The sequence below is a fragment of the Flavobacterium sp. HJSW_4 genome (assembly GCF_042436695.1).
GTDB lineage: Bacteria > Bacteroidota > Bacteroidia > Flavobacteriales > Flavobacteriaceae > Flavobacterium.
Genome location: NZ_JBHNPP010000004.1, coordinates 238,994 through 265,931 on the forward strand (window position 1 = coordinate 238,994; position 26,938 = coordinate 265,931).

Sequence of the window (26,938 nt, forward strand, 5' to 3'; positions counted from 1 at the left end):
TCTTAAAATACTAACACTTTAACAATTATTTAATGCTGTTTTTTACAAACTCATTTAGTCTTGCCGCAAGTGAATCATCGACAGAAACCAAAGGAAGACGAACCGTATTTTCAGCAATTCCAAGGGCTTGGAAGATCTGTTTGATTCCGGCTGGATTTCCTTGTTCAAAAATCATATCGATACTGTCTGACAAGAAATAATGTGTTTTAAACGCATCAACCGCTTTTTTATTTAGTCCTAAACGAATCATTTCTGAAAATTCTTTAGGAAAACCTTGTCCAATTACAGAAATAACTCCTGCTCCACCCGCCAAAACGATTGGAAGCGCCAGCATATCATCTCCAGAAATCACTAAGAAATCTTTCGGAGCATTTTTAATAATCTGCATTGCTTGAGCCATATCTCCAGCTGCCTCTTTAATTGCAACTACATTTTCGAAATCATTAGCCAAACGCACTACAGTAGAAGGAAGCATGTTGCTTGAAGTTCTTCCTGGAACATTATATAGGATTACAGGAACTGGAGAAGCTTCAGCAATTGCTTTAAAATGCTGATAAATTCCTTCCTGTGTTGGTTTATTATAATATGGAGAAACAGATAATATCGCTTCAAAAGCAGTAAAATCTCTTGTTTTTAACTCTTCAACAATCTGCATAGTATTATTACCTCCTACTCCTAAAACTAGAGGCAATCTTCCTTTATTTACATCGATTACAGTCTTTATAACCAACTCTTTCTCATCTGCTGTAAGGGTTGCATTTTCTGCTGTTGTTCCCATCACAACAAGATACTCCACTCCACCATCTATAGAGAAGTTTACAATTCGCTGTAAAGCCTCGATGTCAACTGAAAAATCTTTTTTAAATGGCGTCACAAGCGCAACACCAGTTCCTATCAATGATTGCATATTATTAATTTATTTTATTTTTTCTAAATACCTAAACAATTCCGAAATGAATAGTTTATAGCTTCCTAATTCTGTACTAATCATCAAGCGATTTAGTCTTTGATCTACAGCAGAGAATCCGACTTTAAATTTAGCTTTTGACTTGCTTGTTATCAATTTTAAAATGATATTATCCACATCATAATAACTTAATAAAAGATCAAATTCTGAATTTACAAATTCAGTCAAGAAACCTTCTGTAATTTCTCCCCTCCAATTGATATGTTTTTTACCAAAAGTCGCACGAGGATAGGTCTCTTTTTCCTTGAATTTCTCCCTGTAAGCAACAACTTTTATATTTTCTGAAGCAATTCCGTGGAGCGCTAACTCCTTTATTAATGCTTCTGAAGATTCAAAATTGCTCTCATCTATCAATAAACCAACCGTTTGAACGTTTTTAGTAAAGACTTCGCTTTTTTCATTATTTAAATTATCATTTAATGATTTTTTTACAAAAAACTCCTTTATATAATTCAAAAACATAGTACTTTTACCAGATTACAAAATTAATTATTTAAGTTGCATTTAAAATGGTAAAACTAAAAAAGTATAACGGATTTTTAAAACTTTTTGTTATATTCTTAACACTTTTTTTAATCTCTTCTTGTAGTAAGAGTAACTACAATTTAACAAAAATTGAAGGAAAACAACTTCCAGTTAACGAAAAAGCTGCGGAAACTCCTGAAATTGAAAACTTTATTAAGCCTTATCGCGATCACATTAACAAAGATTTGGATAATGTATTGGCTTATTGCCCTGAAACTCTTGACAAAAGCACTGGAAAATGGCAAACTGGCATTGGAAGCCTAATGGCAGATGTTTGTGTGCAAAGAGGAAACATTGTTTTTAACGCTCGCGAAAAGAAAGATATTGATTTATGTCTTTTAAATCATGGCGGTATTCGTGCTATTCTTCCAAAAGGAAATGTAACGACAAGATCGGCTTTTGAAATTATGCCTTTTGAAAACAGCTTGGTTGTTATGGCTTTAAAAGGAGAACAGATCTCAGAAATTGCTGCTTATATTATTAAGGAGAAAAAACCTCAGCCATTGTCTGGAATGACTTTTACAATTACGAAAGACAATAAGGCAAAAAACATCATGGTACAAGGCAAACCGCTTGATCTAAACAAAACGTACTATGTTGCTACAAATGATTATTTAGCAAATGGAGGTGACAGCATGACTTTCTTTGCAAAAAGCACTCAAAAGTTTGACTTAAACTACAAACTTAGAGATGTACTGATTGATTATTTTAAAGAAGTAGACACTGTTGTTGCTCCTAAAAATATCAGAATCACAGAGGAATAAAAATTATAAAGAACAAGCAAAGCATTTCTGCAAAAAATATACAAAATGAAAAGAAGAGAGTTTATCGAAAAAACAGCAGCAAGTACTGCCCTACTAAGTTTAGGATTGTCTTTGAGCAGTTTTGAAAGTAACGATATTAAGCATTTAACGATTCTACATACTAATGATGTGCACAGTCACATCGATCCTTTTCCTGCTGATGATCCGCGTAATCCTAATAAAGGTGGGGTTTCTCGTCGTGCAGCATTGATTGAAACTATTCGCAAAGAAAATCCGAATGTACTTTTGTTGGATGCTGGAGATATTTTTCAGGGAACGCCATATTTTAATTATTATGGAGGTGAATTAGAGTTCAAATTGATGAGCATGATGAAATATGATGCTTCTACAATTGGAAATCACGATTTTGATAATGGTCTTGACGGATTGTATGCGCAACTTCCGCACGCAACTTTCGATTTTATCAATTCTAACTACGACTTTAAAAACACGGTTATGGATGGACATGTGAAGCCGTACAAAATCTTTAATAAAAACGGAATTAAAGTTGGTGTTTTTGGTGTTGGAATCGAACTGCAAGGTTTAGTTGATAAAAAATTGTATTTAGAAACAGTTTACCACAATCCTGTTGAAGTTGCTCAAGACATGACACAGCTTTTGAGAAAGCAAGAAAAATGTGATTTGGTAATTTGTCTTTCGCATTTAGGTTACAAATACAAAGATGAACCAACAAAAATTAGTGATTTGACTTTTGCAGAACAAACTCAAGATATCGACTTAATTATTGGAGGACATACTCATACTTTCTTGGACAAACCTACAATTGTAAAAAATAAAGCTGGAAAAGATGTATTGGTAAATCAAGTTGGATGTTACGGAATAAATTTAGGCCGTATCGATTTCTATTTTGATAAAGACAAAGCCCATACAAATCAAAGCGCAACTATTGTTGTATAGTCTTTTTTTGAATTCTAGCTTTTTCTAAAAAGTATTCTACCATAAAGAAATAAGCTAGAATTTGAGTTGTATCTCGTATCAAAACTAAAACAATAGAATACGAGAAATATTCATTAAAAATATAAAAAATATCAGAGAAGATGTAGCTTACTGCCATGAGCGACATCAGCAATGCTATGTGCGTTCCTTTTGTAATGTAGCTCACGAAACAGAAATAACTGAGAACACTTAAGACGATTCCGTAGACGGTGTAAAGCAGTATAAATTTTCTCATGCTGTCGAGCTGCAAGCTTAAAACAGAGATTAACAAATAGACTATAAAAACCACTACGATAGAAATAGGCAGAATATCACGCCTTGTTAATTTTATCCTTTCGTGTTGCCTAATAAATATGGTAACGATTAAGCTATAAACAATCAAGAAACTGATTACCCCTCCTAATTCAGAAGTTTCAACATCCATTAAATCATATACTTGTCCAACAAAACAGAAGAGAAAAATTACACCTTCTGTTTTTCCGATTTCGAACTCACTGCTAATTAAATAATAAATAAAAATAGCAGGGAGAACGATAGCCTTTGCATATGTCGCAAAAACCTCTTGTTCTGTCCAATCAAAAATAATTGTACAAAACAAGCCGATAAAGAACAAAATTAATGATGGTTTGTTAGGCTTCATTCAATTTGTTTATAAAATCTTCTTCTGATAATATGGCGATATTCAACTTAGTTGCTTTCTCCAGTTTTGCTGGTCCCATATTATCTCCTGCCACTACAAAATCTGTTTTTGCAGAAATTGAGCTTCCTACTTTTCCTCCGTTATCTTCAATGGCTTTCTTAAGTTCGTCTCTAGAAAATTGACTAAAGACGCCAGAAACCACAAAAGTTTTTCCAACAAATTTATCAGTAGCATTGGGGTTTATTTTTTCTTCAATTTGAAATTGAATTCCATAACTTTTTAAACGTTCAATAATTTTTTGATTTTCTTCATTTTCGAAGAATTCGATCACACTTTTAGCAATTCTTTCTCCAATTTCATCAACCAAAACTAAATCCATTAAAGAAGCTTGCGCTAAAGCATCTATATTTTTATAATGTTTGGCTAGTTTTTTAGCAACAGTTTCTCCAACGAAACGAATTCCTAGCGCAAACAATACGCTCTCGAACGGAATCTCTTTTGATTTCTGAACTCCATTGACCAAGTTCTCAGCTGATTTTTGAGCCATTCTTTCCAAATGCAGAATGTCTTCCACTTTCAATTCATATAAATCAGCATAATTGTGCACTAAATCATTTTTGAACAACAAGGCAACTGTTTCTCCTCCAAGTCCTTCAATATCCATTGCTTTTCTTGAAATGTAATGCTGCACTCTTCCAATAATCTGCGGAGGACATCCGTAAAAATTAGGACAATAATGATTGGCTTCTCCAACATTTCGAACCAATTCAGTATGACATTCTGGACAATATGCGATATAATTTGTTTTCTCTGAATTCTCTGGACGCTTTTCTAAATCTACTGCAATAATTTTTGGGATAATCTCTCCTCCTTTTTCAACAAAAACAGTGTCATTTATTCTAATGTCTAATTTTTCAATCTGATCGGCATTATGAAGAGAAGCTCTTTTTACAATCGTCCCTGCAAGCTGTACCGGCTCTAAATTGGCAACTGGCGTTATAGCTCCCGTTCTTCCAACTTGGTACGAAATTGATTTTAATTTGGTTGAAACTTGTTCCGCTTTAAATTTATAAGCAATTGCCCAGCGTGGTGCTTTTGCCGTATAACCTAATTCTTCCTGATGCTGAATGCTATTAACTTTTACCACGACACCATCTGTTTCATAAGGCAAATTATGACGGTGAGTATCCCAATAATCGATAAAGTCAAAAACTTCATCCATACTATTGGCCAATTTTGCTTCTTTAGGGACTTTGAATCCCCAGCTTCTAGCCGATTCTAATCCTTCATATTGTGTTTTAAAAGAAAGATTATTTCCTATTACAAAATAAAGCAGACACTCTAAAGGACGTTTTGCTACCTCAGCACTATCTTGTAATTTTAAACTTCCTGATGCTGTATTTCTTGGGTTTGAATATGGAGTTTCTCCAATTTCTATTAATTCTTGGTTCATTTTTTCAAAACCTGCATGCGGAAGAATAATTTCTCCACGAATATCAAATTTATCAGGATAATTTCCTTTTAAATGCAACGGTACCGATTTTATCGTTTTGATGTTATTTGTTACCTCATCTCCCTGAAAACCATCTCCGCGTGTTAAGGCCTGAACTAATTTTCCGTTTTCGTATGTAATGCTTATCGAAGCTCCATCGTATTTTAACTCGCAAGTATATTGAAGACTTACGTTTCCTAAAACTCTCTGAATACGGTTTTCCCAATCTAGAAGATCTTCTTTAGAATAAGAATTATCTAAAGAATACATTCTGTATTGATGTGCAATTGTTTTAAAATTCTTAGTCACACTTCCTCCAACTCGTTGAGTTGGCGAGTTTTCGTCAAAAAACTCTGGATGTTTGTTTTCTAAATCCTGAAGCTCTTTAAGCTTAATATCAAAATCATAATCTGAAATTGTAGCATTGTCTAACACATAATAATTATAGTTGTGCTGATTAAGTTCATTTCGTAATGCTTGAATGGTCTCTTGAATGCTCATAAATAGTAAAATATTGCAGATTATAGTAATGAAAAACTGAATATCAAAATTAGAATTTATTTTTGTTCAAATGCAGAAAAAATAAAAGTTTTAGAAAATCAAAAATCAGACTGCAAATTCATGCAGCCTGATTTTCTCCTTGTCCATTATTCTTAAAAAAGAATTAAAAAAACCAACTTCCAAATGGTTTCGACGTTTTATATTTCTAACTGTAAATCAATACTTTACAACGAAAATATAAAATTATTTTTGAATAATGATAAAGTCCGAACGTCTATTTTGCGAATGCTCTTCTTCAGAACATTTTACACCATTTTTACATTTATTAACTAATCGAGATTCTCCATATCCAATTGCGCTTTCGATTCTAGAAGCATCTATACCTTGTGAAAGAATATAATCACGTGTAGATTTTGCTCTATTGTCTGAAAGTTTCAAATTGTATGAATCTTTTCCGCGTGAATCTGTATGCGATTCAATTTTGATTCTAATATTTGGAAATTTCTGCATAATAAATACAACTTTAGACAATTCTTCAATTGCTTTTGGCGTAATATCGTACTTGTTGTAATCAAAATAAATTGGATTTACATCGACTTTTTCAACTCCTTGTTTTTTGACAACTAAGTCATCGTAATTGCTCAATTCAAAATTTACATCTTTTATTTCGCCACCATTTTCTTTAGTTGTTTCTACTGTTCTATCATCACTGCTGTAATTTGGTTTTGCAGCAATCATTTTAACTACTTTGTTGCAAGGAACTTCAATAGCATATTTTCCATCAAAATTTGTTTTGGTTTCACCTAAGACTTCGCTAAAAGAGTTATACGCCATTATCGTAACATCTGTAAGAGGCTTTTTCGTTTTGTGATCGATAGCCATTCCAGAAATACTTTGGTTGCAAACTGGTTTTCCTTTTACGAAAGAATAAATATCATCATCACCTTTTCCTCCTGCTCTGTTAGAAGAAAAATAACCGTAAGCATTTGTCTTATCGATTATGAAAGAGAAATCATCTTTGTTACTGTTGATTGGTGCTCCAAGATTCTTTGGTGCTGAAAAACTTCCATTTGCCAAAAACTTGCTTTCGTAGACATCTAAATCTCCCCAACCATAATGTCCGTCAGAAGAAAAGTATAAAACTCCGTTTTGATAAAATGGAAAAACTTCATTCCCAATCGTATTAATATTTGGCCCTAGATTCTGAGGCGAGCTCATAGTTCCGTCGGCCGCAATTTTTACCATGTACAAATCTGTTTCTCCATATCCTCCAGGCATATCTGAAGCAAAGAAAAGCAATTGCCCATCTTCACTTAATGATGGATGTCCTACAGAATAATCATCGCTGTCAAAAAATACTTTCTGCGGATTTTCTAATTTATTATCTACAATTGCTCCTTTGATAATTTGAAAGTTATTTACTTTGGCTTCATCAACGACTAATTTGTTTTTCTTTACAATATTGGTCGAATAATACATAGTCTTTCCTTCTTTATCAAAACTAGCTGTCGCCTCATGATATTTGGTCATCACATTCGGAATAAAGACTGTTTCGTTGAATAAACTTCCATCTGCAGGATTTCTTTCTGCTAGATACAAATTAAGAAAAGGCTGATTATTCCAAGTGTACAACTTATCCATAAACTTTGTTGTATCACGAGCTGATGTAAATACTACGTTGTCTTTAAAAAATGTAGCTCCAAAATCTGATTTACTAGTATTAATATCTAAATTTTTAATGGTGTAAAGAGGTTTTGCTTTTGCAACGCTGTCCATATATTTCTTTTGGACAACATATTTATTAATCTCCGTTTTATCACCTTTTTTATCTAGATATTCTTTTGTGATTTTGTCTGCTTCATCATAATCCATAACTGCTTTCATAGATTGGATATAACGCAAGTAGTAGATATCAGTCAGATTATTTCCTTGCACTTCATACAATTTTTTGTACCATTTAAGTGCATTTCTAGAATCAGAAATAAAATAGTAAGAATCTGCTGCATTCTTCAAAGTCTGAGCTGATGGATCTTTTATGTTTTGCAAACATTCTTCGTAAGCTTTAGAAGCATCCAAATACGAGAAGTTTCTAAACAAAGCATCGGCTTTCTTCAAATTAGTTTTTTGAGCGAAACTAAACGTAACGCTCAAAATTAAACATAGGATATATAGTTTTCTCATAAGTTTTGGTTTTAGAAGAATCGAGGAGATTTAATTTTGCTTTGGTTTTTCACAAACTGATAACGCAAAATGAATTCGTGTGAGCCATCATTGTATTTATTCAATTGGCTTACAGTATAATCAAATGCGTATCCAAGATAGAAACTTGGTGATATTTGAAAACCTGCCAGTATGCTTACCGAATCATCTGTTCGATATGCTCCCCCTATAACAAACTTTTCTTGAATCATGAAATTTGCCGATATATCTGCTGTAAGTGGCGCACCGCTTACTGCTTTTACTAAAAATGCTGGTTTAAATTTCAAATTTGGATTCAAATCAAAAACATAACCTCCCATTAAATAGTAATGCATACGATCATAATCAATAGATTCACGAACATCGTCATAATAATCATTCTGAATAAAACTTGGAACTGAGAGTCCTACATACCATTTTTCTGTATAGTAGTAAATACCTGCTCCTACTGCTAGTTTCATCTGATTGTTAATGTTCTGATTTAACAAAACATCATCATTGTCATAATATCTTCCTTTAGACCAATCGACGTTTAACATTCTAGTACCAGCTTTTATACCAAAAGCCAATCTTTTTTCATAACCAAGAGGCAATGAATAAGAGAAGTTTCCGTCAAGATATAGTTCATTTGAAGGTCCGATTTTATCATTTACAATACTCAAACCCAGTCCTAATTTTTCATTTCTAAGAGGAGAATGAATAGAGAAAGACTGTGTTTCTGGAGCTCCAGGCATTCCTACCCATTGAGAACGATATAAAAGAGCTGCTTCTATGGTTCCGGTAGATCCAGCATACGCTGGATTTACCGCCATAGTATTATACATATACTGGGTATATTCGGGATCTTGTTGTGCCGAAGCACAAACAGAGATAAAAGAACATATTAAAATTAAATACGTTTCTAATGATTTTATATATAGTTTCATAACGATACTTATTTAGTTTAATTAATTAGATGATTAATAGAAGTGGATTATCTCATAATAGATAACCAGCCTTTTTTAACCGTTCCATCTCCAATGGTTATCACATAAAAATAAGTACCTGTTGGCAGCATATCTCCTCTATTAACAACTCCGGATACATTTGCAGTACCGTTCCAATCATTTTCATAATGTGCTTTACTATACACTAATGCCCCGTATCTATTAAATACTTTCAACTCGTTGTTTGGATGAGATTCAATACAGTCAATTCTGAACAAATCGTTTTTACCATCATTATTTGGAGTAAACTCATTGTAAACTGTTAGACAAATTGGCACTAACGTTACTGAAGCTGAATTGTTTGAAGCATCAACATCTAAAGGAGTCGAAATTTCTACTGCTGCAACAACTGTGTAAGTACCACTTGGCAGAACTTCTGCTACAATTGTCAATACTGTACTTTGTCCTGCGTTTAGTGTTGGAATTGTCCAAATCTGTGTTGCTGGATCGTATGTTCCTGAAGTTGCTGAAGAACTTACTAATTGTAAACCGCTTGGAAGTAAATCACTAACAATAGTATTAATGAAATCACCTTCACCTACATTGTTTACTGTTATGGTAAATGTCACCTTATCTCCAAAATTCGGAGTTGGATTATCTACAGTATGAGTAATCGTTAAATCTGAACAACTTGCAACACTAACATTTAGAGTTTTAATTGTTCTTTCGTCACAATTATTCACATAAGCTACAGTTACTGTTCCTGGACCAACATCTGACCAAGAAACTGTTACAGATCCATCGCTTGTACCTCCACCAGAAACAATTGTACCTCCGTTGATCGTCCAAACATAATTCGATTTACCATTTGCAATTGAATAAGTTACACCTTTGAATACACATGGCGTATCATCTGTAGTTGCAATCTGAACAGCTGCATCATCTTCAAATGCAATTGTAACACCTAATCTTGGTCCGTTATCACAACCATTAAATGTATTGGTTAATGATCCCGCATAGTAAGTCGTTGCAGTCAGCGGAGTCGTATTTGCTAATGCTGTTCCACCAGTTGCAGATGCATACCAAACTACATTTGTTTCGTTTACGAAAATACTAGCCAATGTTGGCACAGCAGATAAACAGAATGTTTGTGTCGTTCTTGGCGTTGTAATAACACTTGGTGAATTTACATTTACAGTAACTGCCAATCTAACTGGGTTTTCGCAACCAATAGCACTTGAAACTGCACCATAATAAGTGCCAGTTGTTAGAGCTGTTGTTAACGGAATTGCCGTTCCTCCTGTTGCTGTATTATACCACGCAACATTTGCTTCATTTACTTGAATATTAGCAACCATTGGGTTATCTAATGAACAGAAATTTTGAGTTGCGTTGGCAGTAGTTGGTGTCGCACTAGGATTAACCACTGTAACCGTTACTTGTAAACGAGTTGAGCTTTCACAACCTGATGGATCAACAATATTTCCGAAATAAACTCCAGAAGTTAGAGGTGTTCCCGCTGCTATTGCTGTTCCTCCTGTTGCAGCTGTATACCATGTTACATTACTTTGGTTCACTTGGATATTAGCAACTGTCGGTGCATTTACAGAACAGAAAGTTTGTGCAGCATTGTTTGTTGTTGGGTTTGTTGTGTTACCAACTGTTACAGCCACTTGTAATCTTAAACTGCTTTCGCATCCTGTCGCTGGATCTTTAATCGCTCCAAAATAAGTTGCTGTAGTTAGAGCTGTTGTAGCCGCTAAAGCTGTTCCTCCTGTTTGAGTTGTGTACCAAACTACATTGCTTTCATTTACTTGAATATTAGCAACTGTTGGATTTGTTCCTGTACAGAAAGTCTGTGCAGCAGCATTTGTTGTTGGCGTAGCTGGATCTGTTACATTAATTACTATTGGAGCTCTTACTGCACTTTCACATCCTGTTACTGGATCTTTGATAGCCGCATAATATGTGCCACTTGTTAAAGCTGTCGTAGATGGAATCACTGTTCCTCCTGTTATAGCTGTATACCATACAATGTTAGCTTCATTAAATTGAACGCTTGCAAAAGTAGGCGTATTAACTGTACAGAAATTTTGTATTCCTGCTGTAACTAAAGTAGGTGTTCCCGGATTGGTTACAATCACATCAACCGGAAGTCTTGTAGCGCTTTCACAGCCTGTTGTAAGATCTGAAATTGCCGCATAATATGTTCCGCTTGTTAAAGCTGTTGTCGGAGCAATTACTACTCCTCCTGTTGAAGCCGTATACCAGACAATATTAGTTTCATTAATCTGAATGCTTGCAAATGTTGGCTGATTCTCGGTACAGAAGTTTTGTATTCCTGCTGTAACTAATGTTGGAGTTCCCGGATCGTTTATATTTACCGTAACAGCCAATCTTACTGAACTTTCACATCCTGCAACTGGGTCTGTAATTGCTCCATAATAGATTCTGCCTGTCAATAGATCAGTTGAAGCAAATGCAGTTCCTCCCGTAGCCGCATCATACCAAATCACATTGCTTTCATTCACTTGGATATTGGCAACTGTCGATGCAGAAGACAAACAGAAATTCTGATTGCTGTCTGTAGTTGTCGGCGTCGCTGGATCGGTTACAATCACATCAACCGGAAGTCTCGTAGCGCTTTCACAGCCTGTTGTAAGATCTGAAATTGCCGCATAATATGTTCCGCTTGTTAAAGCCGTTGTAGAAGCGATTAATGTTCCTCCTGTTAAAGCTGTATACCAAACGATATTAGATTCATTAAATTGAACGCTTGCAAAAGTTGGCGCATTTACCGTACAGAAATTTTGTATTCCTGCTGTCACTAAAGTTGGAGTTCCCGGATCGTTTATATTTACCGTAACAGCCAATCTTACTGAACTTTCACATCCTGTAAGTAGATCTGTAATTGCTCCATAGTAGATTCTGCCTGTCAATAGATCAGTAGAAGCAAATGCAGTTCCTCCCGTAGCCGCATCATACCAAATCACATTGCTTTCATTCACTTGGATATTGGCAACTGTTGATGCAGAAGACAAACAGAAATTCTGATTGCTGTCTGTAGTTGTCGGTGTTCCCGGATCAGTTACAATCACATCAACCGGAAGTCTCGTAGCGCTTTCACAGCCTGTTGTAAGATCTGAAATTGCCGCATAATATGTTCCGCTTGTTAAAGCCGTTGTAGAAGCGATTAATGTTCCGCCTGTTAAAGCTGTGTACCAAACGATATTAGATTCATTAAACTGAACGCTTGCAAAAGTTGGCGCATTTACCGTACAGAAGTTTTGTACTCCTGCTGTAACTAAAGTTGGAGTTCCCGGATCGTTTATATTTACCGTAACAGCCAATCTTACTGAACTTTCACATCCTGTAAGTAGATCTTTAATTGCTCCATAATAGATTCTGCCTGTCAATAGATCAGTTGAAGCAAATGCAGTTCCTCCCGTAGCCGCATCGTACCAAATCACATTGCTTTCATTCACTTGGATATTGGCAACTGTTGATGCAGAAGACAAACAGAAATTCTGATTGCTGTCTGTAGTTGTCGGCGTTCCCGGATCGGTTACAATCACATCAACTGGAAGTCTTGTAGCGCTTTCACAGCCTGTTGTAAGATCTGAAATCGCCGCATAATATGTTCCGCTTGTTAAAGCCGTTGTAGAAGCGATTAATGTTCCGCCTGTTAAAGCTGTGTACCAAACGATATTAGATTCATTAAACTGAACGCTTGCAAAAGTTGGCGCATTTACCGTACAGAAGTTTTGTATTCCTGCTGTCACTAAAGTTGGAGTTCCCGGATCGTTTATATTTACCGTAACAGCCAATCTTACTGAACTTTCACATCCTGTAAGTAAATCTTTAATTGCTCCATAATAGATTCTGCCTGTCAATAGATCAGTTGAAGCAAATGCAGTTCCTCCAGTAGCCGCATCGTACCAAATCACATTGCTTTCATTCACTTGGATATTGGCAACTGTTGATGCAGAAGACAAACAGAAATTCTGATTGCTGTCTGTAGTTGTCGGCGTTGCAGGATCAGTTACAATCACATCAACCGGAAGTCTTGTAGCGCTTTCACAGCCTGTTGTAAGATCTGAAATCGCCGCATAATATGTTCCGCTTGTTAAAGCCGTTGTAGAAGCGATTAATGTTCCGCCTGTTAAAGCTGTATACCAAACGATATTAGATTCATTAAACTGAACGCTTGCAAAAGTTGGCGCATTTACCGTACAGAAATTTTGTATTCCTGCTGTCACTAAAGTTGGAGTTCCCGGATCGTTTATATTTACCGTAACAGCCAATCTTACTGAACTTTCGCAACCTGTAGCTAAATCTGTAACCGCTCCATAGTAGATTCTGCTTGTTAACAAATCAGTTAAAGCGAATGCTGTTCCTCCCGTAGCCGCATCGTACCAAATCACATTGCTTTCATTCACTTGAATATTGGCAACCGTTGCCGCAGCAGACAGACAGAAATTCTGAGTACTTTCTGCAGTTGTTGGTGTATTTGGATCACTAACAATAATTACTGCGTCTTGCAATGTTCCTGCTAAATTTTCGCAGGTGTTAGTGCTTGAAACAGCTACATGATATGTAATCGGACTTACTGCTTTTGTTAAACCTGTAACGGTTAAAACACCTGCAGCATCAATTGCATAAGTAACTCCAGCTATAACAGCTCCATTTGTAATTGGCTGTGTTTTATTAGCATCTAAGTACCAAGTAAATACTGGACTTGTCAATGTTGGTGCAGTTGGAGTTAATGATGCTGATAAGCCTGGACAAACCGTTACATCATCAACTAAAATATCATTTCCTGTTGAAGGAGGTAAAATCGTGAATGTGATTTGTTTTCTATCTGCTGCTGCAGTTTCACACAATTCATCAGAACTCACTCCAACAAAATAAGTATAAGTTCCTGGAATCAATCCATTTACTATTAACTGTGCAGTTATTTCACCTGAAATTAAGTCACTTGTTGTACCATTCAATTTATACCAATGATAAACAGGATTTGTTAAAACAGGTGTTCCTGTTAAACCTGTTGCTAAAGTTACAGATCCTGAAGCTGAACATACTGAAGTTGTAGTTCCTCCATTTAAAGTAATATCTGTTAACGCATTTACTGGGGCAGAAGCTTTTACTTCAACAGTCACTTCTCCTCGTGCGTAATTTTCGCAACCATAGCGTACTGGCTGAACATAATATTTATAAATACCTGCTGTTAGATTAGCTGGAACTGTAAAACTTGGTCCGCTTCCAACTTGATTTCCTCCAGTTTCTGCATCATACCAAAAATATGTTGAACAAGCCACTTCAGGAATTTGGAGCGTAATCTCGGTTCCTGGACAGACCGTAATTTTATTCTGCGGATCTGCTCCGATGACCGTTGTATTGGCTGTTCTTTCTACAGTATGAACTCTCAAGAAATCTAAAACTCCTACAACACCACCTAAACGAATTCTAACTCTATCGTAAATTTCTGTTGGAGAAGACACCAATACCATTGCCAAAGAATTTCCTGGCAATAATTTTATACTTAATAATTGACTTGTATTTTGGATTGGAGCACCAACTGCTACATTTCCTAAATAACGTTGAACTGAAAATCCTGTAAGTAAGTTAACAGTTAAAAGAGTACCTGGTTTAGAAACCACGATTCTTAATGTATCACTAAGAACAGAAGGTGTTTTAAATTGCACTGTTAAATCTGCTGATGCTAAAGCGCTTACTCCGCTATACATTGTTGCGAAGGTAGTCACATCATTATCTGCAACATTCCAAGCGTCACTAACACCTACTGCGGCAGTTAAAGCTCCAACCGGAAGCCCTAAATCTGTTGCACCATAAAAAATATCTTGAATATCTCCTGGTGTACAAGTTACTGCTGTAACTGGTTTATTGTAATGAGCATCAAACACTTTTACGTTTTGAGCAACACTTACAAGTGAAGAAGATACAACACGAATACCATCATAATCTTGTGGACCAGATGCATCTGAAGGAACAAAAGTAAACTCGTAAGTATTATCTCCAGAAATTAAGTTTAATAATGACCCAGATACTGGTTGCGCTGCACCGATAAGATTACCATTTTTTGTACCAACTACTGATAAATTCTGACCAACAGCTAATAAACTATATTCAGAACCTAATTTAACAGTTACCGGAGTACCTTTAGTGATGTTAGCTGGCCAAGTTAAATTTTGCCAAGTTGTACCAATTCCTAAAAGTCCAATACCAGTAGTAATTGTTGAGAATGTCTGAGGGTTTGCATCAACTGCAAGTGCACCATTTGAAACACCTCCAGTAATTATAGAACCTGCAGATTGCCCTGTTGCGTAAACTCTTTCTGTTAAGTTTTGACAGCTTGTAAGATCTACCACATTGATAATCTTAGTTGCTGTAGTAGTACAAGTTCCAATAGTTGCAACAGCCGTATAGGTATAAACTCCTGGAATATTCAACGGACCAGTTGTAAATGGAGGACCTGCAAGTGCAACTCCTTGTGGATTAAACCATGTTACCGTTCCTGTAGAAGTAGCATTTAATGCAACATCTACCCCAACATTTACAGATTCTTGCGGATTGGTTACCACTAAAGTAGGCAATGCATCAATCGTTACTGTTACAGATTCTCTAGCTGACGGACAAGTACTTGCAGTACTTTGTGCTTCGATAGAATAAATACCGCCTACAGTTATATTTGCTGCAGCATCGGCAGTTATTACATTATTTGAAGGATCATAAAATGTATAAGTAGTATTTCCTGATGAATCAAAATTAGTGATCGCGTTGATTAAATTCGCGCTTCCACATGCTTGTAATGGTGCAGTGATAACCGTTAAAGGAGTAATTGAAGGAAAAGTAACTGTTACTTGTTTTAAATCTCCAACCACATTTTCACAAGTGCCACCATTTAGAGCAGAAATGTAATAGTTATAAGATCCGGTAGAAGTTAAACCACTTAATGAAAGAGCACCAGTACTAGCATCTTTTGCAAATGTTACTCCTGCAATTACACTTCCATCTACAATTTCTGTAGTTTTACTTTGATCAGTATAATATCTAAATTGAACTCCAGCAATATCAGAAGAAGGAGTCAAAACAGCTGTTCCTGCACAAGTAGCTTCAACCGGACTTGTAATTACAATATTTGCCGCAGTTGGAATTGGTAAAACATTTACTGTAACCGCTTGACGTAAGCTATTAACACAACCTGCACGTGTTGCCTCTAAGTAATATGTTGTAGTAGTTGTCAATGCAGCTGTAGGAGCTACACTTACAACATTTCCTAAAGTTGGAGAATCATACCATACAAAAGTTTCACCTCCTGTTGGAGTTGCAGACAAATTAGCTGTCTGTCCTGCACAAATTGGTGTCGAAGCTCCAGTAATTGTAGCATTTGGATATCTATAAGCAGCCTGATAAATATATAAATTACTCAATAAAGTAACTCCTCCTAATCGTACTGCTATACGATCAAATGGCGCTGTTGTTGTAAAACTAGCTTTAAATTTATTTCCAGACAATATCTGAATATTTAATAAACCGCCGTTTATCGCTTTTGTGTCATTATTAGAAACAAGTCCATTAAAAGTTTCAAGAGTAACATTAGATAATACACTTAAATCCAAAACTCCTCCTGGAATTTCTAAATCAACATCTATGATATCTCCTGCCAAACCTGGATTTGCAAAAATCAACTGTTGTTCAATATAACCTGCCACTCCTGCTGGCACACTAAGATGAGAAAAAGTAGTGATACTACCATCTGTAGCTGCATTTGCATCAGTAAGCGAACATAAAACACATACCCCACCAGTTGAAGAAGTTTGAGAACCAGCTTGCAAACAAGTACTTGCGTTAGCAATTACAGTAACTGTTACGGCACCTCTTGCTGTATTAGCACAATCTGTTGCAATAATAGAAGCTTCTACATAATAGGTTTGATTGCTTGTTAATGGAAGAGTTGTATAAGAAGTCACATTTGTCGCTAGTAGTGTACCTCCCGTAGCAGCATTATACCAATTGTATCGTACTCCAGCAACTGGATTCGCAATTGTCAATGTAGCATTCTGACCAGACTGAATAATTACATTAGATGATGTAAAAGTCGGCGTTGCTGGTATTGGATTAACTATTAAGTTTACTGTTCTACGGGTTGGCGTTACACAACTTCCAATAGCTGCTTCTACAAAATAATCTGTATTTACAGTTAATGCAGGAGTTGTAAAAGAATTTCCTGTAAACACCAAATTTCCACCTGCATCATACCAATTATAATCAGTCCCAGCGACTGGAGCATCTACTGATAATGTTGTAGACTGTCCGCCACAAATAGTTGTAGGTGATGCTGTAACAGTTGGCAAAACAGGATTATCAATTAAAACCTGAACCGGATATCTTACACTATTTACACAGCCATTTCTTGTCACCTGTACATAATAAGTAGTAGGTGCAATTAAAGCTGGTGTTGTAAATGCAGCTGTAGCAGCTAGAGAAGTACCTCCTGTAGCAACATTATACCAATTAACAGTTTCGCCAACTGCAAGTGCAGCCGTTAAAGTTGTCGTTGCTCCGCTACAAATAGCTGTATTTCCTGTAATAGTAGGAGCTTTATATCTATAAGCTGCCTGATAAATATTTAATGTAGACAAAACTGTTGCCACAGCTGCTAATCGAATTTCTACACGATCAAAATTAGCTCCTGCAGTTACACTGGCTCTAAAGCGATTTCCAGTCAGTAATTGCAAATTAATTAACGGATTTGTTATGGCTACTCTATCATTATTATACGTTGTACCATTATAAGTTGCTAAGGTCACCGCTCCTAATAAAGAAAGATCAGCTATACCTCCCGGTAATTCCAAATCAACATCAACAATATCACCCGCTTTTCCAGGATTATTAAATTGTAATGTTTGCTGTATCGATGCGGCAACTCCAACTGGAACACTTAAGGTTGCAGCAGTCGCAGGATTACCATCTACCGAATTATTTAAGTTAGTTGCGCTACACAATAAACATATACCAACTTGACTAGTTACTTGACTATTAGCTTCAAGACATCCTCCTAAAGCTGCAGGCTGAACTGTTACCGTAACTGGTACTCTAGTTGCACTAACACAATTCCCATTTGGACTTTGTGCTTCAACATAATAGGTTTTCGTAGCTGTTAAAATTGGTGTTGTAAAATTTGCTGTATTCGTTGCAACAGCTGTTCCACCGGTTGCCGTTTCGTACCAATTTAATTGTGCCCCAACTTCAGTAGTCGATGCACTTAAAGTTGCATTCTGACCAGATTGTATTGTTACACTTTGTGTAAGAACTGTAGGTGTTGCTGGTACAGCTGTCGCCACAACACTAACTGGTGTACGAGAACTAACGCAAGTCCCAATAGCAGCCTCCACAAAGAATTGAGTTGTTCCTAAAGGTACTGTTGGAGAATAAGTAGTACCGCTAGCTAAAACAGGACCACCAGTTGATGAAGAGTACCAGTTATAAGTTGTTCCAGGAGCAGCATTTACAACTGATAAAGTCGTTTGCTGAGTTGCGCCTGTCGAACAAACCGTTGTTCCAACATTACTAACTGCCGGAATGGCTGGGTTAGAAACATTTAAAACAATAGGTACACGAACATTTCCTTCGCAACCTGCAGCTCTAGTTATTCCTATATAATATGTTGTATTTGCTGTTAAAGCAGGAGTAGTATAAGTATTACCTACCGCCAAAGCTGTTGTTGAAAATTCAGAACTGTACCAAGCCAGCGTAGTACCCGCCGCTGGTGTTGCTGTAAGAGTGGTTGGAGCTCCCGCACAAACTGTCTGCGATAAACCGCCAGATACAGTTGGTTGTGCAAATTCTAACCTAACATCATAGACTCTTAAGCTTACTAAAAGACTTAAAAGTCCGCCACCAACTTGAATCTGAATTTGGTTGGTATCACCCGTAATAGGGAATTTTGCCACAGCGACTGTATTGCCACTTAGCAAATTCAAATTCAAAAGCGGACTGTTTAAAGCCACACTTGAACCGACATTGGTTCCAGAATTTTTAGCTTGAACTGTTGCATTTGCTAACAAGCTTAAATCAAGCAATCCGTTGCCTGTACCAAAGTATATTGCAACTTGGTCACCGGCTCGGGCCGTTTGATTTAAAGTCATTGTTTCTTCTGCAAAACATCCAAGTACCGCAACACCATTTGTTAATGTTGCATAAGTGGATAAGCCAGCGCTATCATAAGCATTGGCAGGGCTATTAACATCTACTCCTAAACACAAAAGTCCTCCTCCCGCACTATTTGTCTGAGACACTGGTCTACAAATAGTTTGAGAGAATGCATTAGTGCATATCAAGAATAAAGTTAAAAGTCCTAATAATCTCATTTGAAGATTGAGACTACAAAAAGTAAATTTTTTTTTCATAATTTGGAAGATTAGAAAATGGACAATAAAACACCTCTCGCAGTAAGTGCAAGCACCTACGCAATTAAACAATCAATTAAAAATGAAACAGTTAAAACAAAATCAGTAACTTATAGAATAAGCTTCTAAATCCTGTTTTATTAAAAAAAAAAATTATGCTGAATTCGGTATATCAAAATATACCGGAGAACAGATCCTATCTCCACGAGACAAAATAAGTTCCGCTTTTTGTGAGAAAAAATGATTGTAGTCAATTTTCTCAGAGGAGTGATTTGTAGCAGGTCTAATTTTCATAATGAAAATTTTTAGTTGAAGTAGAACTGGGGATTCTTTTATGTAAGTCGATTCTTTTTCTTTAAAGAAAGTTGATTAATCTTTCTTTAAAATATTCAAGCTCTAAAAGCTGATTTGAACCTATTTATATTCAATGAAATTATTACTCCTTATAATCAAGCCACCTGATGGGATAATTATAAGACAGCAAACTAAAAAAATGTAAACCTTTTGAAAAAAAATTAGATCTGATATAACGATTAAAATTATCGTTAATACGAAGTGGGGTTAATTGGTTAAAAAATAAAACAAAATGTACAATTAAAATAAATTTAATAAAGAAAGTAATTGTCAATTCCATACGCAGACTTATTAGGTTGTTGTATAATTTTTCAATTTTCAATCTTAACAACATGGCAAATAAATTTCTAACCAATATGTTTTGAAAACCAAAAGAAAACTTTGTTTAACTTTTGTTACCTAAAATTAGAAAAAACAAAAACATAAAACAAACATAAAATTCTTATAATTTATTCTTAAAACTACAATATCAGAATTAACAGAGCTCAAAAACATCAGGAAAAACGCTACTTTTAACATAAATCTATTGCCATTTTTTAATTAAACAAAATATTAAACAAAATATGTTAAATCGATATAAATAAAGTAAAATCCTACATTTCACATAAATTCACCGTCAAAACTATCCGTAATTAAGACCAAATACCATGATAAGCTTTATTATGAAATTTAAAATACAGGAAACTTTGAAGAATTTTAAAAAAACAAGTAGAAATACGGGGTTAAAACTTTTAAAAGATTAAACAAAAGTTAAAAAACAAAAAAAGCAGACAATTGCCAAGAACTGCCTGCTTTTATTAAAAACCTTACAAAAATTAATTTAAGATTCTATAATCGTATTAATTTGATTAAACAATTGACCATCACTTAAAAAAGCGCCTTGTTTAATCAATTCAAAGATGGAAAAGTTACGTTCATCTGTAAACACTTTCTTCCCTACTTTCATTTCGATATTTTCTGTAAACATATTATCACTTAGCCATTGAAGTCCTTCTTTAGTCAAAAAATCAACTTCTGGAGAAAATGTTTTCAAAACAATCGACTTAATATAAGTATCAAAACAATGAAACAGGAAAATATGGTTTTTAGAAAAATGTTCTAAATATTCCGCTCTACCCAATACACCTTCCCAAATCAAATCTGAGAAAACATCAAGTTCCTGTTCTGCAACTTCTGGCTTATTAACCTTAAGCTCATCCCATTCTTTTCTATCTATTGCTTGTGTAGCCAAAAAACTTGCAAATTCAGCATGCAATTCGTCAAACTGTTCTTTTGTTAATCTTGCGTATTTCATGTCATTGCGAGGAACGAAGTAATCCCGTTCCAATTTGTTAAAAATTAAAAAATGTGTAATTGCTCCGTTTCCTCACAATAACACCAAATAAAAAAAAATCCCGATTTGCATCGGGATTTTTGTATAGATTCAAAAACTATTACTTTTCAGCAACAATTTCGTAAGCTAATTCAACGATTACATCTCTGTGTAAACGAACTGTAGCATTGTATTTTCCTAAACGTTTTACAACACCGCTAGTGATGAATTTTCTATCGATAGCATTACCAGATTTCTCTAAAGCTTCAGCGATATCGATGTTAGTGATAGAACCAAAAAGTTTCTCTCCACCAGCTTTTGCAGTAAGTTTAATCTCAAGACCTTTTAATGTTTCAGCTAATGCTTTAGCATCAGCAACAATTTTAGCTTCTTTGTGTGCTCTTTGTTTTAGGTTTTCAGCTAAAACTTTTTTAGCAGAAGGAGTAGCTAAAGTAGCAAATCCTTGAGGAATTAAAAAGTTACGTCCGTAACCAGGTTTTACAGATACTACATCATCTTTAAATCCTAAGTTTTGTACGTCTTGTTTTAAAATAATTTCCATGTTGTTGTCCTTAAATTTTAGAAGTTAGGTTCTGCATAACAGAAACCAGCGACTAGAGTTTTTTATACTATTTTAATAAATCGGCCACGTATGGCATTAAAGCTAAGTGACGAGCTCTTTTTACAGCTACAGAAACTTTTCTTTGGTATTTTAATGAAGTTCCTGTTAAACGACGAGGAAGAATTTTTCCTTGCTCATTAACGAATTTCAATAAGAAATCAGCATCTTTATAATCGATGTATTTGATTCCTGATTTTTTGAAACGGCAATACTTTTTAGTTTTGTTAGTTTCAATGTTTAAAGGCGTTAAATATCTGATATCTCCGTCTTTTTTTCCTTTTGCAGATTGTTCGATTGTAGACATAATAATTACGCTTTAGTAGATTTTAATTTCGCTCTTCTTCTCTCAGCCCATGAAATAGCATGTTTATCTAAACTTACAGTTAAGAAACGCATAACTCTTTCATCACGTCTGAATTCAGTTTCAAAAGCTACAAGAACTTCTCCAGCTACTTTGAATTCGAATAAATGGTAAAAACCACTTTTTTTGTTTTGGATTTCGTAAGCCATTTTTTTAAGACCCCAATCCTCTTTCGATACCATTTCAGCTCCTCTACTAGTAAGAAATTCTTCAAATTTCGTTACTGTTTCCTTCACCTGAACCTCAGATAAAACGGGATTTAAAATGAAAACAGTTTCATAATGATTCATAAATAAAAAATTTATTTGTTAAAATTGGGTGCAAAAGTAAGCATTTAATTTACATATCCAACATTTTTTTTCTTTTATTCGTCATAATGCAAAAAAGATGCCCCAACCTTAGTTTTTTTTACAAAAAAATAATACATTTACTACTGCTATCCTGAATTTATTCTAAATATAAATGTTATGAAACTAAACTGTGTTGTTGTAGATGATAGTTCTATACAAAGGACAATTATTGCCAAATTGGTTAATAATCACCCAGGCTTGCATTTAATCGGGGATTTTTCTAATGCAATTGAAGCAAAAAGTTGTATCTCATTAAACAATATTGACTTAATTTTTCTTGATATAGAAATGCCAGTTATTAACGGATTTGATTTCCTTGACGGATTAAAATCAAAACCTCAAATTATATTTATTACCTCTAAAGCGGAATACGCTTTAAAAGCTTTTGATTACGACGCTACCGACTATCTACAAAAACCAATTGCAGTTGATCGTTTTAATGCCTCTGTGAAAAGAGCAATCGACATGCATTTGCTTAAAAAGGATGTCAAAGAAGAAGAAGGCGAACATATATTCATCAAAAGTAACCTAAAAAAACTTAAAATCTTCACTTCAAAAATCAAATGGATTGAAGCTTTTGGAGATTACGTAAGAGTAGTAACAGAAGATGACAGCAATCTGGTTCTTTCGACAATGAAATCTTTTGAAAATGATTTATCGAAAGACAAATTTATTCGCGTTCACAAATCGTATATCATTAATATAGATAAGGTTGAACGTTTTAACAGCAAATTTGCTGAAATCGGCATCACCAAAATACCTTTAAGCCGCAATAAAAAAGAAGATCTGGTAAAAGCACTTTCGACTTCTTCTTAAAATTGCCGTTAATAAAAATCTACATTAACCACAACTTTTATAGCTCTATATTGAGCCACAGCTTCGAAACTATTCAGTATTTTCTGGATAGTTTTTTTTGTGTTTCCTAAATGATGCTCTTGCGGAATTTTAATCAAAATAGTTCTAATGTATTCGTTTCGGATTCTGCTTATTGCAGGCTCTTCTGGCCCTAAAACCGGCATCCCTAAATTTTGACTCAAAACCTGATACAGCCACATAGCGCCTTCTTTCAGTTTATCAAAATCTTTGTGTTTTAGCGTAAGCTTAATAATCCTGAAATAAGGCGGATATCTATAAATCTGCCTATCATACAATTGCTCTTTATACATACCCATAAAATTATGGTTTGTAACCTGCTGAATTGTATTATGGTTCGGATTGTAGGTCTGAATCACGACTTTTCCTTGTTTTTCTGATCTTCCTGCCCTTCCCGCAACTTGCGTCATCATTTGAAAACTGCGCTCAAAAGCCCTAAAATCTGGATGATGAAGCATATTATCAGCATTCATAATTCCGACCAAGCCTACATTATCAAAATCCAATCCTTTAGCAAGCATTTGTGTACCCACCAAAATATCAATTTCACGATTCTTAAACGTATCAATTATCTTTTCAAAACCAAATTTACCTCGCGTAGTATCCTGATCCATTCTAGCCGTTTTTGCTTTCGGAAAAAGTGACACCAACTCCTGCTCTATCTGTTCTGTTCCAAATCCTTTTGTAGTTAAATCGATACTAGAACAGCTATGGCAATTTGTAGGTTTTGCTATTGAATAGCCGCAATAATGGCATCGTAGCTGATTTTTATGTTTATGATAAGTCAAACTGACATCGCACTGTTGGCAATGCGGAACGTGCCCGCAAGTCATACATTCTATTATAGGCGAATATCCTCTTCTATTTTGAAATAAAATAACCTGCTCACCCAATGACAATGATTCTGCAATTTCTTCGATTAAAAGGTCGCTAAAATGCCCAGTCATTTTTTTTCTGAAATGCTTGTCTTTTAAATCGACTAAAAGCACTTCAGGCAAACGAACATTTTTATAACGCTCGGAAAGGGTTACTAATCCGTATTTATCGTTTTGTGCATTAAAATACGTTTCAATACTAGGCGTTGCCGAACCTAACAAAACTTTTGCTTTATGAAAATTAGCCAAAACAATTGCTGCGTCTCTGGCGTGATATCTTGGTGCAGGATCTGTTTGCTTAAAAGTCTGTTCGTGTTCTTCGTCAACGATTAATAATCCTAAATCATTAAAAGGCAAAAACAAAGCAGATCTTGCTCCAATTACAATTTGTGCTTTTGAAGAATTCTCAAGCGTTTGTCTCCAAACCTCAACTCTTTCATTATTACTATATTTAGAATGAAAAACAGCTACTTTATCTCCAAAATGAAGACGCAATCTCGAAACCAATTGTGTAGTAAGCGCAATTTCTGGCAACAGATACAAAACCTGCTTTCCTGTCTCTAGATATTCTTCAATTAACTTAATATAAATCTCCGTTTTTCCGCTAGAAGTTACACCATGAAGCAGACAAACTTCCTTTTCTAAAAAAATATTTTTAATTTCTAAAAATGCGTTTTCTTGAGCTTTACTCAGTTGTAATTCTTTATCTGATACCTCTCCATTAAAGGTAACACGATCGTGTTGTAAATAATACTCTTCGAATATTTCTTTTTCAATTAAAGCCTTTACAACTGCAGAAGTTACGCTTGAAACTTCAGTAAGTCTTTTAACCGTAATTGGCTTTTTTTCCGAAGCATTCAACTGAAAGTAAGTCAAAACAATTTCTTTCTGTTTATTAGCACTTTTCAATACTTCAAGCAATTCAGCCAAACCATTATCAGAATCGTATTTTGAATGCAATTTTACATATCGAACCAGTTTTGGCTTGTATGTTTCTTTTATTTCTTCATCCAAAAAAATAATATCTTTCGCAATCAATTTTTGAAGAATTGGAAGTATATTTTTTCTGTTTAAAATAGAAGCAATTTCTTGAACTTTTAATGAACTTTGATGTTGTAAAGCTTCGTAAATCAAAAATTCATCATCAGAAAGTTCGCTGTCATTTATAACAACATCTGGTTTATGGGAAATTATCGTTTCGCTTTCCAGTAATAATCCGCTTGGAAATGCACCGCGATACACATCTCCAATACCACACATATAATAATTTGCAACCCAAAGCCAGTGTTTAATCTGGATTTCGGTTGCAATTGGTTTTTCATCTAAAATTTGATGGATTTCTTTCGCCTCATATAATGTTGGAGCATTTTCATGAACGTCCAAAACAAGTGCTGTATATATTTTGCTTTTACCAAACGGTACAGCAACACGCATTCCTTTTTTAATGAAATGAAATTCGGCTTCAGAAATTCGGTATGTAAATGTCTTAGCTAAAGAAAGCGGTAAAATGACTTCAATGAAATGCATGCAAGTTTTTTATAAGTCAGTAAAATTATTTCTGACCAGATTTTGGAGAAGTGTTATTTGAAAGATTATAATTCTGAACCAACTTTAAAGTGTGTCCTATAGATTCATTTGTTGTTCCGCCATCGTGCCCCGGAATAACATATTTTGGATTTTTAAATTTTGACTGAACTTTTTTAATGGATTTTTCCCATTCCTTAACATCAGCATCGCCTAAATATCCTAGATCTTTTGCTTCAACGCTTTTTATAAAACAACCTCCATAAAGAATTTTCTCTTTTCCGAACCAAACTACAATATTATCTGGCGCATGGCCTTTGCCCGGATAATATACTTCAAAATTGTATTGTCCTACGGTAAAAGTTGCGTCGTCTGGAATTGTAAATTCTGCTCTTCCTTCATTATTTGCTTTAAGAATTTCGTCTGTCAATTTACCTGAATAGGTTTTTATTCCTTTTTTTCTATAAAAATCTAATCCGCCAGCGCGATCCTCATGCGAATGCGTTGCAAAAACCATTACAACACTCTTATTATGTTTTGCTTCGATACTGTCTAATAAAGGCTGAAACTGCGTTTTATCCCATGGTGCATCAAAAAGAACAACACCTTCCTTCGTAACCACATACATAGCATTGGCAGGAATCTTTACTCCTTTATAATCGTTAAAAGTCTTATAAACATAAAAGTCACCTGTAAGATGACTTATTTGTAATGGCGAATTCTTAGATTGTCCAAAGCTATTTGAAACTATAACTAAGAATAAAATTATCGAAGCTAATTTTCGCATTAGATTTTAATTAGTTTTTTACTCTCGTCCAATATTGTGTTCTTCCCATTAAAGATATCCCAACATAACCGCGAAGTTTTAATTTATCGGTAGATTCTAATGATATGTAACATTTGTATTTTTTACCACTTGTAGGATCTAAAATCGTCCCTCCATTATACTCTGATCCATCTTTTTTAAGACCATTAATAATAACCATTCCTAAAATTGGTTTGTTTTTTTCGGCTCCTTCACATTTTACGCAAACATCTTTTTTGTGGCTTTCGCGAAGTATATCTATTACTTTGCCGTAAATTTTTCCTGATTTTTCGTAAATCTCTACAATCGATTTTGCTTCACCTGTTTCGTCATCAATTGTTTTCCATTTCCCAATTACACCTTGGCTTTGCATGGTTAGCGCAAAGAAAAAAACACCGATTGTTAACATCCAATTTTTCATA

Annotated in this window: 17 protein-coding genes; 3 read left to right on the plus strand and 14 right to left on the minus strand. The window is 34.9% G+C overall.

Annotated elements, in window-relative coordinates; translation table 11 throughout:
* Positions 1-25: 25 nt before the first annotated feature.
* The gene (dapA, locus tag ACE01P_RS05735) at positions 26-907 is read right to left on the minus strand and encodes a 4-hydroxy-tetrahydrodipicolinate synthase (protein ID WP_379695195.1); all 882 of its coding nucleotides are present in this window, start codon (positions 905-907) and stop codon (positions 26-28) included.
* Positions 908-916: 9 nt separating this feature from the next.
* Positions 917-1,429 (minus strand): DUF6913 domain-containing protein, encoded by a 513-nt coding sequence (locus tag ACE01P_RS05740; protein WP_379695197.1) that lies wholly within the window; start codon positions 1,427-1,429, stop codon positions 917-919.
* A gap of 47 nt (positions 1,430-1,476) precedes the next feature.
* Here ACE01P_RS05740 and ACE01P_RS05745 point away from each other — a divergent pair, with 47 nt between their 5' ends.
* Both ACE01P_RS05745 and ACE01P_RS05750 read left to right on the plus strand, forming a co-directional pair.
* A complete protein-coding gene (locus ACE01P_RS05745; protein WP_379695199.1) occupies positions 1,477-2,256 on the plus strand; it encodes a 5'-nucleotidase C-terminal domain-containing protein in 780 nt (259 codons plus the stop codon).
* Between the two features lie 45 nt (positions 2,257-2,301).
* Complete coding sequence (locus ACE01P_RS05750; protein WP_379695201.1) at positions 2,302-3,213, plus strand: bifunctional metallophosphatase/5'-nucleotidase; 912 nt, start codon at positions 2,302-2,304, stop codon at positions 3,211-3,213.
* On the opposite strand, the gene ACE01P_RS05755 is transcribed toward ACE01P_RS05750, so the two are convergent.
* From ACE01P_RS05755 to rpsF, 9 genes are all read right to left on the minus strand, one after another.
* Positions 3,200-3,892, minus strand: a complete 693-nt coding sequence (locus ACE01P_RS05755) for a hypothetical protein (RefSeq protein WP_379695203.1) — start codon at positions 3,890-3,892, stop codon at positions 3,200-3,202. The two genes, ACE01P_RS05750 and ACE01P_RS05755, sit on opposite strands and share 14 nt — an antisense overlap.
* Positions 3,882-5,885, minus strand: coding sequence for an NAD-dependent DNA ligase LigA (ligA, locus tag ACE01P_RS05760; protein ID WP_379695205.1), 2,004 nt, complete (start codon positions 5,883-5,885; stop codon positions 3,882-3,884). Before ligA ends, ACE01P_RS05755 begins: the two co-directional genes overlap by 11 nt.
* Before the next feature lie 243 nt (positions 5,886-6,128).
* Complete coding sequence (locus ACE01P_RS05765; RefSeq protein WP_379695207.1) at positions 6,129-8,066, minus strand: OmpA family protein; 1,938 nt, start codon at positions 8,064-8,066, stop codon at positions 6,129-6,131.
* Positions 8,067-8,077: 11 nt separating this feature from the next.
* Positions 8,078-9,010 carry a type IX secretion system membrane protein PorP/SprF gene (locus ACE01P_RS05770; RefSeq protein ID WP_379695209.1) on the minus strand — a complete coding sequence of 311 codons (933 nt, stop codon included), beginning with the start codon at positions 9,008-9,010 and terminating at the stop codon, positions 8,078-8,080.
* 47 nt (positions 9,011-9,057) lie between these two features.
* The gene (locus ACE01P_RS05775) at positions 9,058-19,440 is read right to left on the minus strand and encodes a gliding motility-associated C-terminal domain-containing protein (protein WP_379695211.1); all 10,383 of its coding nucleotides are present in this window, start codon (positions 19,438-19,440) and stop codon (positions 9,058-9,060) included.
* 1,174 nt (positions 19,441-20,614) lie between these two features.
* On the minus strand, positions 20,615-21,088 hold the full coding sequence (locus tag ACE01P_RS05780) for a DUF6495 family protein (RefSeq protein WP_379695329.1): 474 nt from the start codon (positions 21,086-21,088) through the stop codon (positions 20,615-20,617).
* A gap of 139 nt (positions 21,089-21,227) precedes the next feature.
* Positions 21,228-21,668 (minus strand): 50S ribosomal protein L9, encoded by a 441-nt coding sequence (gene rplI / locus ACE01P_RS05785; protein WP_379695213.1) that lies wholly within the window; start codon positions 21,666-21,668, stop codon positions 21,228-21,230.
* Positions 21,669-21,735: 67 nt separating this feature from the next.
* Positions 21,736-22,032, minus strand: a complete 297-nt coding sequence (gene rpsR / locus ACE01P_RS05790) for a 30S ribosomal protein S18 (protein ID WP_002987043.1) — start codon at positions 22,030-22,032, stop codon at positions 21,736-21,738.
* Positions 22,033-22,037: 5 nt separating this feature from the next.
* On the minus strand, positions 22,038-22,379 hold the full coding sequence (gene rpsF / locus ACE01P_RS05795; RefSeq protein WP_026729424.1) for a 30S ribosomal protein S6: 342 nt from the start codon (positions 22,377-22,379) through the stop codon (positions 22,038-22,040).
* A 177-nt stretch (positions 22,380-22,556) separates the two neighbouring features.
* Between rpsF and ACE01P_RS05800 the strand changes: the two genes are divergently transcribed.
* Positions 22,557-23,255, plus strand: a complete 699-nt coding sequence (locus ACE01P_RS05800) for a LytTR family DNA-binding domain-containing protein (RefSeq protein WP_308068294.1) — start codon at positions 22,557-22,559, stop codon at positions 23,253-23,255.
* Between the two features lie 8 nt (positions 23,256-23,263).
* Here the strand turns inward: ACE01P_RS05800 and priA are convergent, their stop codons facing one another.
* From priA to ACE01P_RS05815, 3 genes are read right to left on the minus strand one after another with little or no spacing between them, the layout of a single operon-like run.
* On the minus strand, positions 23,264-25,714 hold the full coding sequence (gene priA, locus ACE01P_RS05805) for a primosomal protein N' (RefSeq protein WP_379695216.1): 2,451 nt from the start codon (positions 25,712-25,714) through the stop codon (positions 23,264-23,266).
* A gap of 25 nt (positions 25,715-25,739) precedes the next feature.
* Entirely contained in the window at positions 25,740-26,498 is a 759-nt protein-coding gene (bla-B1-FLAV, locus tag ACE01P_RS05810; RefSeq protein WP_379695218.1) for a subclass B1 metallo-beta-lactamase, read from the minus strand.
* A gap of 10 nt (positions 26,499-26,508) precedes the next feature.
* A complete protein-coding gene (locus ACE01P_RS05815; protein ID WP_379695220.1) occupies positions 26,509-26,937 on the minus strand; it encodes a DUF2147 domain-containing protein in 429 nt (142 codons plus the stop codon).
* Between the last annotated feature and the right edge of the window lies 1 nt (position 26,938).

Bases quoted from the DNA above. Each gene is read 5' to 3' on its own strand.
- rpsR (WP_002987043.1), bottom strand. From the start codon at position 22,032: ATGTCTACAATCGAACAATCTGCAAAAGGAAAAAAAGACGGAGATATC.
- ACE01P_RS05770 (WP_379695209.1), bottom strand. From the start codon at position 9,010: ATGAAACTATATATAAAATCATTAGAAACGTATTTAATTTTAATATGT.
- ACE01P_RS05800 (WP_308068294.1), top strand. From the start codon at position 22,557: ATGAAACTAAACTGTGTTGTTGTAGATGATAGTTCTATACAAAGGACA.
- ACE01P_RS05755 (WP_379695203.1), bottom strand. From the start codon at position 3,892: ATGAAGCCTAACAAACCATCATTAATTTTGTTCTTTATCGGCTTGTTT.
- dapA (WP_379695195.1), bottom strand. From the start codon at position 907: ATGCAATCATTGATAGGAACTGGTGTTGCGCTTGTGACGCCATTTAAA.
- priA (WP_379695216.1), bottom strand. From the start codon at position 25,714: ATGCATTTCATTGAAGTCATTTTACCGCTTTCTTTAGCTAAGACATTT.
- rpsF (WP_026729424.1), bottom strand. From the start codon at position 22,379: ATGAATCATTATGAAACTGTTTTCATTTTAAATCCCGTTTTATCTGAG.
- ACE01P_RS05750 (WP_379695201.1), top strand. From the start codon at position 2,302: ATGAAAAGAAGAGAGTTTATCGAAAAAACAGCAGCAAGTACTGCCCTA.
- ACE01P_RS05745 (WP_379695199.1), top strand. From the start codon at position 1,477: ATGGTAAAACTAAAAAAGTATAACGGATTTTTAAAACTTTTTGTTATA.
- ACE01P_RS05815 (WP_379695220.1), bottom strand. From the start codon at position 26,937: ATGAAAAATTGGATGTTAACAATCGGTGTTTTTTTCTTTGCGCTAACC.
- ACE01P_RS05740 (WP_379695197.1), bottom strand. From the start codon at position 1,429: ATGTTTTTGAATTATATAAAGGAGTTTTTTGTAAAAAAATCATTAAAT.
- ACE01P_RS05780 (WP_379695329.1), bottom strand. From the start codon at position 21,088: ATGAAATACGCAAGATTAACAAAAGAACAGTTTGACGAATTGCATGCT.
- ACE01P_RS05775 (WP_379695211.1), bottom strand. From the start codon at position 19,440: ATGAAAAAAAAATTTACTTTTTGTAGTCTCAATCTTCAAATGAGATTA.
- bla-B1-FLAV (WP_379695218.1), bottom strand. From the start codon at position 26,498: ATGCGAAAATTAGCTTCGATAATTTTATTCTTAGTTATAGTTTCAAAT.
- ACE01P_RS05765 (WP_379695207.1), bottom strand. From the start codon at position 8,066: ATGAGAAAACTATATATCCTATGTTTAATTTTGAGCGTTACGTTTAGT.
- ligA (WP_379695205.1), bottom strand. From the start codon at position 5,885: ATGAGCATTCAAGAGACCATTCAAGCATTACGAAATGAACTTAATCAG.
- rplI (WP_379695213.1), bottom strand. From the start codon at position 21,668: ATGGAAATTATTTTAAAACAAGACGTACAAAACTTAGGATTTAAAGAT.